This is a genomic window from Loktanella sp. PT4BL (assembly GCF_003201935.1).
In the GTDB taxonomy this organism is placed as follows: domain Bacteria; phylum Pseudomonadota; class Alphaproteobacteria; order Rhodobacterales; family Rhodobacteraceae; genus Yoonia.
Genome location: NZ_QJJL01000001.1, coordinates 1,005,830 through 1,014,271 on the forward strand (window position 1 = coordinate 1,005,830; position 8,442 = coordinate 1,014,271).

At 59.9% G+C, this 8,442-nt stretch carries 6 protein-coding genes; all 6 read left to right on the top strand.

Annotation, left to right across the window (positions count from 1 at the left end; translation table 11 throughout):
* The first annotated feature begins 25 nt into the window (after window positions 1-25).
* On the top strand, window positions 26-1,201 hold the full coding sequence (locus tag C7964_RS04865) for a M20 aminoacylase family protein (RefSeq protein ID WP_110278479.1): 1,176 nt from the start codon (window positions 26-28) through the stop codon (window positions 1,199-1,201).
* A gap of 342 nt (window positions 1,202-1,543) precedes the next feature.
* Window positions 1,544-2,527 (top strand): TAXI family TRAP transporter solute-binding subunit, encoded by a 984-nt coding sequence (locus tag C7964_RS04870; RefSeq protein WP_110278480.1) that lies wholly within the window; start codon window positions 1,544-1,546, stop codon window positions 2,525-2,527.
* On the top strand, window positions 2,524-3,009 hold the full coding sequence (locus C7964_RS04875; RefSeq protein WP_110278481.1) for a DUF1850 domain-containing protein: 486 nt from the start codon (window positions 2,524-2,526) through the stop codon (window positions 3,007-3,009). The genes C7964_RS04870 and C7964_RS04875 overlap by 4 nt, the downstream gene beginning before the upstream one ends.
* Window positions 3,006-5,015, top strand: a complete 2,010-nt coding sequence (locus C7964_RS04880) for a TRAP transporter permease (protein ID WP_110278482.1) — start codon at window positions 3,006-3,008, stop codon at window positions 5,013-5,015. Before C7964_RS04875 ends, C7964_RS04880 begins: the two co-directional genes overlap by 4 nt.
* Before the next feature lie 4 nt (window positions 5,016-5,019).
* A complete protein-coding gene (locus C7964_RS04885) occupies window positions 5,020-6,759 on the top strand; it encodes a sensor histidine kinase (protein WP_110278483.1) in 1,740 nt (579 codons plus the stop codon).
* Entirely contained in the window at window positions 6,756-8,087 is a 1,332-nt protein-coding gene (locus C7964_RS04890; RefSeq protein WP_110278484.1) for a sigma-54-dependent transcriptional regulator, read from the top strand. Before C7964_RS04885 ends, C7964_RS04890 begins: the two co-directional genes overlap by 4 nt.
* Window positions 8,088-8,442 lie beyond the last annotated feature (355 nt).

Here is an 8,442-nt window from a genome sequence, read left to right on the forward strand (position 1 = left end):
TTCATCGCCGACACGAGGATACAACATGCCCATTCGTAACAGACTTGCCGAAATGCATCCGCAAATCACCGCATGGCGCCGCGATTTCCATATGCACCCCGAGCTGCTTTATGACACCGCACGCACGGCAGGAATTGTGGCAGACAAACTGCGGGCCTTTGGATGTGACGAGGTCGTCACGGGCATTGGACAGACGGGTGTTGTCGGCCTGATCCATGGCAGAACGACGGCATCAGGACGTACCATCGGCCTTCGGGCCGACATGGACGCCTTGCCGATTATAGAGGCAACCGGCGCTGAATATGCCTCAACCGTCCACGGCAAGATGCATGCCTGCGGTCATGACGGGCATACGGCCATGCTGTTGGGTGCCGCCCAATATCTTGCAGAGACACGGCAGTTCGACGGCACGGTCGCGGTTATTTTCCAACCGGCAGAAGAGGGTGGGGCAGGTGCGCTTGCCATGGTTGAAGACGGCATGATTGACCGCTTTGGCATTTCCGAAATCTACGGAATGCATAATTCGCCCCTCTTGCCGGAAGGGGAATTTGCGATCAGGTCGGGGCCATTTTATGCGGCTGTGGATACGTTTGAAATCATCGTCACGGGGAAAGGTGGCCATGCGGCGCGCCCCAACAACGTTGTGGACACCACGCTCGCGGCTTCGGCGCTGGTGATGAACCTACAGTCCATCGTGTCGCGCAACACGGACCCGCAGCAGGCGGCCGTGGTCTCGGTTACATCTTTCCGGACCGAAAGCGAGGCTTTCAACGTGATCCCCGAAACAGTGACGCTGCGTGGAACAGTCCGTAGTTTTGACGAGAAAGTGCGCGGCGATATTTTGGCACGTATTGGATCCGTGGCCACCTTGACGGCACAGACCTATGGCGCGACGGCAGCGCTTGATTGGCCGGAGGTTTCCTACCCGGTCATGGCGAACCATGAGAAAGAGACAGGTTTCGCGGCAATGGCGGCGCAAGCGGTCGCCGGTGCGTGTGACACACAGGCCCCGCGGACGACAGGCGGCGAGGACTTTGCCTATATGCTGCAAGCTTGCCCCGGCGCCTATATCCAGATCGGCAATGGTCCGAGCAAGGGGCTGCACCACCCCGAATATGACTTCAACGACGAAATCATTCCGATCGGTGCCTCTTATTGGGTGACGCTTGCCGAGCAAAGGTTGCCTGCGCAAGGTGCCTGACAACGAGGAATACTGGCGTTTTTCGACGCAGACATTGGACCCGCCGCGATAGTCGAGAGTAGGGCGTCGCGCATCGGGTGTCAGGATTGCGCATACCGTTGCCCTGCAAGATGACGCGCCGAAGGTTCTGAAACTCAGACGGCTCCGTTGCAGGATTGATCCTTGGACAACTTGCGCGCGGTCTGGCGAGAATTTGCGAGAGCGCTGGCAATCTCTTGCCACAAAAATTTGCGGTTTGCAGAAAAAGGAGTCCCATTTCCCGCGCAATTGCGCCACCCTTGAGCGGACCCGAAACCATCCGGGCCAAACTTATGGGCGTGAAGCCCGATCTGGGAGGATTACATGTTTAAAGAAGTATTGCGCAGGCCTGTTGGCCTGCTTGGCGCAGCTGTTGTTGCATTGAGCTTTGGTGCACCTGCGGTGGCGCAGGAGCAGCTTTCAATCGCGACCGGTGGCACCGGTGGCGTCTATTACCCGATGGGTGGCGGACTTGCCGAGATCATCAACAACCACATCGACGGCTATGCTGCTGCGGCTGAAGTCACAGGCGCATCGGTCGAGAATATGGGTCTGATCGCGACAGGCGACGCGGATCTGGCCATTGGTCTGGCTGATACGGTGTCCCAAGCCTACACAGGGACAGGCCGCTTTGAGGGCCAGCAATTGCCGATGATCCGCGGCCTTGCATCGCTCTATGCCAACATGGTGCAGATCGTGGCACTGGAAGGTTCGGGCATTACGTCACTGGAAGACTTGCGCGGCAAGCGCGTGTCGATCGGTGCACCGGGCTCTGGTACCGAAGTCAACACAAATGCGATCCTTGAGGCCAATGGCATCAGCTATGACGACATTGACGAGCAGCGTTTGAACTTCAACGAAACCGCTGATGCGCTAAGCAACGGCGATATCGACGCTGGTTTCTGGTCTGTGGGTGCGCCGACATCCTCGATCCTCAACCTTGCCACAACACAGGACATCGTGATCATTGAGCTGACCGAGGCCGAGATGGCCGCGGCGATGGACGCAAACGCGACCTTTGCAATGACAACGCTTGCAGGTGGCAGCTACAACGGCGTTGACGCAGATATCAGCGTGCTGGGTATTCCGAACGTGCTGACCGTATCGTCCGAGATGTCCGACGACCTTGCCTACAGCATCACCAAGGCAATGTTTGAAAACATCGCTGAATTGCAGGCCGTACACCCTGCTGCGAATGAGACCACAATTGATTTCACAATTGCTGCGACACCAGTGCCGCTGCATCCCGGTGCGATCCGCTACTATGAAGAAGTCGGTGTGACCATTCCGGATGGCCTGCGTCCATGATTAGACCGATTTGGGAAGGGGGAGGCAAAGTCCTCCCCCTTCTCATTCTACTGCTGCTGCCGGTTTCGGCCGGGGCCGAAGTGCTTGTTGCGACCCGTGAAGATGGCACAGAGATCGCCCGTTTTGATGTGCCGCAAGGCACGGAATGGTGCGTACTCTGGAACCACTCGGTCAAAGGATTTCCCGTGTCCGATTGCTATGTAAATCGGGCTGGCCGGATGGTGTTGATGCATGCGCATCTGCCTGATTTCGCCGCAGGGCTGGATCACATTCCGGGGCGCGGGCGGCAGGTCACGGACGGGCAGGGCGGGTATTTTATTCTCGATATCAACGAACCTGTACCGGGGAACGCCTATGTGCTGCGTCCCGGGGAAGGCTCGGTCGATCATCGCTTGCAGGTCGGAGAGGCCGTTGTGTCACTCTCTGCCGTCGCCCCGCGCGAACGTGTGCGGATCGCTCTTTTGGGAAGTATTGAACAATGACGACGACAACTGAAGACAGCCCGATCCACGCGCCGCAGCCATGGTTTGTGATCCGTGCGATCACCGTGATCGGGATCACGCTCTCGCTGTTCCAGCTTTATACCGCAGGCGTGCAGCCATTGGGATTGTTCTTCCAACGTCCGATCCACCTCGGGTTCGTGCTTGTCTTGTGTTTCCTGATCTATCCCGCCTTTGGTCGCGCCAAGGCGCGTGGTCCATTGGGATGGGCCATTGATGGCACGCTGATCGTGCTCAGCATTGCTGCGGGTGCTTGGGTGCCCATGAATATCGACATTATCGCCAACCAGATTTTCCCGCGCGACATCGACGTGTGGATGGGTGTTGTCACGATTATCGTTGTGCTGGAAGCCGCCCGCCGCGCTGTGGGCCTTGGCATGACGCTGATCGGTGTCTTCTTTATTGCTTATGCCTTTGCTGGCAGTCGTGGCGAACTGCCGTTCCTTGCCGACTGGATGCCTGGCATCCTGAACCACCGCGGCTATTCGCTGGACCGTGTCGCCAGCCAGATGACACTCGGGGCCGAGGGGATTTTCGGTATTCCCTTGGGCGTTGCGGCGACGTTCGTGTTCATCTTCGTCCTTTTCGGGGCCTTTCTTGAAGTCACAGGCGCAGGGAAATTCTTTATTGATCTGGCCTATGCTGCCGCGGGCAAACAGCGTGGCGGCCCCGCCAAAGCCGCCGTGATTGCGAGTGCCGGCATGGGCTCGATCTCGGGCTCGGCCATTGCAAACGTGGTGACAACAGGTGCCTTCACGATCCCGCTGATGAAGAAGCTGGGCTACCGCCCCGCACAGGCTGGCGGAATCGAGGCCGCGGCCTCTACCGGCGGGCAGATCATGCCGCCGCTGATGGGCGCAGGCGCCTTCCTGATGAGCGAATTTACCCGCGTGCCTTACGTGGATATCGTGCTGGTCTCGATTTTCCCCGCGGTCCTCTATTTCGGCACGGTCTACCTGCTGGTGCATATTGCCGCTGTCAAACAGGGCATGACCGGCCTGACAGCAGAAGAACTGCCAAGCGTGCGCAAGGTTCTGGCCGAAGGCTGGCACTTTCTGTTGCCGCTTGTCGCTTTGGTGATGTTGCTTGTGGCAGGGTATTCGCCGATGCGCGTCGGTTTCTATGCGATCCTGTCGATCATGGCGGCGGCTTCGGCGCGGGCGCTTTGGGAGTTTGCGCGGTCCGGTCCGACAATGCAGGGCTTTTTAGGGCTGTGTACGCGCGGTTTGAAGCTGACACTTGATGCGCTTGATCTGGGCGCGCGCAATGCGGTGGCTGTGTCCGTCGCTTGTGCTGTGGCCGGTATTATCGTGGGTGTTGTGGGCCTCACTGGTCTGGGGCTCAAGTTCTCTGCCATGATGATCGCCTTCTCGGGCGGCAATATCGTGCTGGCGCTGATCCTTGTCCTGCTGGCAAGCCTCGTGCTGGGCATGGGGCTGCCGGTGACGGCGGCCTATATCGTGCTGATCATCCTTGTGGGTCCGGCGCTGACCGAACAATTCGGCATCCCGCTCCTGATCGCGCATCTTGTGGTTTTCTGGTATTCGCAAGACAGTAATGTGACGCCGCCCGTGGCATTGGCCGGATTTGCCGGTGCCGCGATTGCGGGGTCAAAGCCGATGGAGACGAGCATACAGGCATGGAAATACGCCAAGGGCCTTTACCTGATCCCGCTGTTCATGGTGTTCAACGAGGAAATCATCCTTGGCGGGCCGCTGCCGCTTGTGCTCTGGAGCGGCGCTATCGCGATCCTTGGCCTGACGGCCTTTGCGGCACTCTTGGAGGGGTTCCTGTGGCGCCCGATGCCGGTCTGGATGCGGGTTCTGCTGCTGCCGGGTGTGGTGGGTCTGTTCTGGCCGTCCTTGACGGTCGAGATTGCAGCGGCGGTGCTGATTGTTCTGTTGCTCGGCATGAACTGGTCCGAGGCGCGCCGTGACAAAGCCCGTTCAGACAATACGGCAGTCACGCAAAGCGCCACGGACGGCTAGCACCATGGCACTGGTCCGTCCGCTTCTGCTTGCGGGGCTTGCCGCTGTGCTGGTCTGGATGGTCGCGCAGAACCTTGTTCTTGGCGCCGCGCGAACCGAACTTGACCAGACGCTGCTCTTGACCAAACGTGCCGTCGAGGCCGAAGTCGAGCGGTTGCGCTCCTTGCCTGCCGTCGCTGCCGAGGATGTGCGCGTGCGCGATGCGCTGGCTGGCACCGGGTCGTTACAGGCGGCCAACAGCTATCTGGAAACGGTGGCGGTGCATGCGCAGGCGGGCGAGCTGTTCCTGATCGACGCTGAGGGCGAAACCATTGCGGCCTCGAACTGGAACCGCGCGGGCAGTTTTGTGGGCGAGAACTACGGGTTTCGCCCCTATTTTCAGGAGGCAATGGCGACAGGCCAAGGGCAATTCTATGCTATCGGTGTCACGACCGGTGTGCCGGGGTACTTTCTGTCGACGCGGATTGACGCCGGCGACAGCAGCGGTGTTCTGGTCGTCAAGCTGGACCTGCGGCCGCTTGAGAATATCTGGCGCAGCGCCAATGCAGATGTGGCCCTTGCCGATGCCAATGGCGTGGTGTTTCTTTCGGCGCGGCCGGACTGGCAATACCGCGCATTATCCACGCTCAGTCAGGAGGCCATGGACCAGATCGCCGCCACCCGCGCCTATGAGGGCGTGTCTTTCGCGACCTCTGCGCCACTTGTCCGCACGGCGATTGAAGGCAGTGACGCCGTGGGGGATGGCTGGATCGCACGCCTGACCCCGATGCCATCCACCGGCTGGCAGGTGATCGCTGCGCGCGCCACAGCGGGAATGCAGCTCTTGTCATTGGCGGCGGCGGCCTTGGCGGCCCTTGCAACGCTCGCGATTGCTGCGGCTTTCAAGGCATGGGAACAGCGCAGGCAGATTATTGCGCTCCGCCTGTCACAATCCGAAAAACTGGAAGCCATGGTGATTGCGCGTACCAGCGATCTGGCGCGCGAGGTGGATGCGCGGGTGCAGGCCGAGATTGACCTGCGTGCCACGCAGGAAGCGCTGGTGCACACCGAAAAGATGGCCGCTCTCGGGCGGATGTCTACGGCGATCGTCCATGAAATCAGTCAGCCGCTCGCGGCCATGGAGGCAACGCTGTCGGCGGCTGAACTCGGGCTAGACCAGCAGGATACAGCAACGGCCAGGCGTTTGGACAAAGCCCGTGGCCTGATCCGCCGGATGCAGCGCACGACAAAACATCTCAAGAGCTTTGCCCGCAAAGAGGTGCCGCAACTGATGCTGATCGACCTTTGTGCGCCGGTGGCTTCGGCGCTCGATCTTGTTGCGCCGCGCGCACGGGCAATTGGTGTTGTGCCTGTGTTTCACGCGCCAGAGTGCAGGGTCGACGTGATGGCCGGCGCGATCCGGATTGAACAGGTCGTCGCAAATCTCTTGCTCAACGCGCTTGATGCGGTCGCGGATATGCCGGATGCGCAGATTACCGTGACCGTGACGGCTCATGCCGGTCAGGCCGAACTCTGCGTTCAGGACAATGGAAAAGGCATCGCCGACGCGGATTTGGCAAAAGTGGGCGAACCCTTCTTTTCGACAAAGCTGACCGGTGCGGGCTTGGGTCTTGGTCTGGCGATTTGCAAAGCAATCCTCTCCGACTTCAACGGCACGCTTGATATCCGCTCACATCAGGACCAAGGCACGCGGGTGACCGTGACCTTGCCTTTGGCCGTCCAGAAAAGCGCCGAGGCGGCATGAGTGCCACGATCTTCATTGTCGATGACGATGCCGACCATTTGTCAGCACTGGCTGATCTGGTCGAAACTTCTGGCTATGCGGTGCAGGCGTTCGCTTCTGCGACCGCAGCGCTTGAGGCGATGGCCGCGCAACCGGATCTTGTGATCAGCGACCTGCGGATGCCGGGCATGGACGGGATCGCCTTTGTCAAAGCATTGCGGGCACAAGAGCAGGGCGTGCCCGTCGTGCTTTTGACCGGCCACGGCGATGTCGGTCATGCGGTCGAGGCGATGCGCGCGGGCGCCGAAGACTTTCTCGAGAAGCCTTACGAATCCGCCCATCTTCTTGCGGTCATGCGCCGGACCCTTGAGGCGCAATCTGCCCGCCGTGAGGTAGTGCGGCTGCAAACGGTGCTGGCGGAACGCGCCGATGTCAGCATCCTGGGGAAATCACGCGCCATGCGGGACTTTCGCAAGCGCATTGCCGCACTGGCCTCTGTCGATCTTGATGTCGTCATTACCGGTGAGACAGGGACGGGCAAAGAGCTTGCCGCGCGGGCAATCCATGCGGCAAGCACCCGTGCGGACGGCCCCTTTGTTGCACTCAATTGTGCCGTTCTTCCCGAAGCCATGGCCGAGACGATCCTGTTCGGGCATGGCGAGGGCGTTTTTGCACATGACAGTGCGGGGCGGGCAGGCAAACTGGAGGCAGCCCATGGCGGCACGCTGATGCTGGATGAGGTCGAGACAATGCCAATGGCCATTCAGGCCAAGCTGCTGCGCGTATTACAGGAACGCAGCTTCGAGAGGATGGGCGAGACAGATGCGCGGCACCTTGATGTCAGGGTGATTGCCACGACCAAGACCAATCTGCGATTGCTGGATACATTCCGCCCAGATTTCTTTTTCCGTCTGGCCGGTGCCGAGTTGTCCACGCCAACCCTGCACGAGGCAGGCGAGGATATTCCCCTGATCTTTGCACATTACGCCCAGCTCGCCGCGCGGCGTTACGGGCGGGCTGACCCGGAGGTCCCTTGGGTGCTGTCACAAAAGCTCAAGCGGCAGGCCTGGAGCGGGAATGTCCGCGAACTGAAAACAAGCGCCGAGGCTTTTGCGCTGGGGCTTTATGAGGTTGAAGGGGCAGGCACCCCGACCTCCGGCCCCATGACCTTGGCCGATCGTGTCTCGGAGTTCGAAGCCCGCGAGATAGCGGCGGTGCTGGAAGCACATGCAGGAAACACATTGCGTGCGGCGGAGACACTGGGCCTTCCGCGCCGTACCCTGAACGACAAAATGCGGCGCTACGGAATTTCCTCTGATCAAGAACGCAAGTCCGAGGACGGTGGTTAAGGTTCTGCATCTTTCTCTGAAAACTCTGCTTGATCGATTCTGGCAAATCGCAAGCCCGAGCCGGAAGAGACCACCTTTCTACCGTAAGCGGGGAATCAAGATTGTGGAAACAACGCCGGTTTGAGGTGGCATCCTGCGGGTGTCCAAGCTGATTCCAGCACGCAACACAGGGCCAATGGGCGGGAAACGGCAGATTTTCTCAAAAAAACCGCTCCGATCAGGGCAGTTTTTGATGACAGAACAGATGTTTTCATTTTTTTGAAAAAAGGGGTTGCGGGTATCTTCGAGTAACCGTAGAACCCCCTTCACCGGCGGCGCAGAGATGCGGCGGCGGGGCGCCAGACGGGCTTACGGG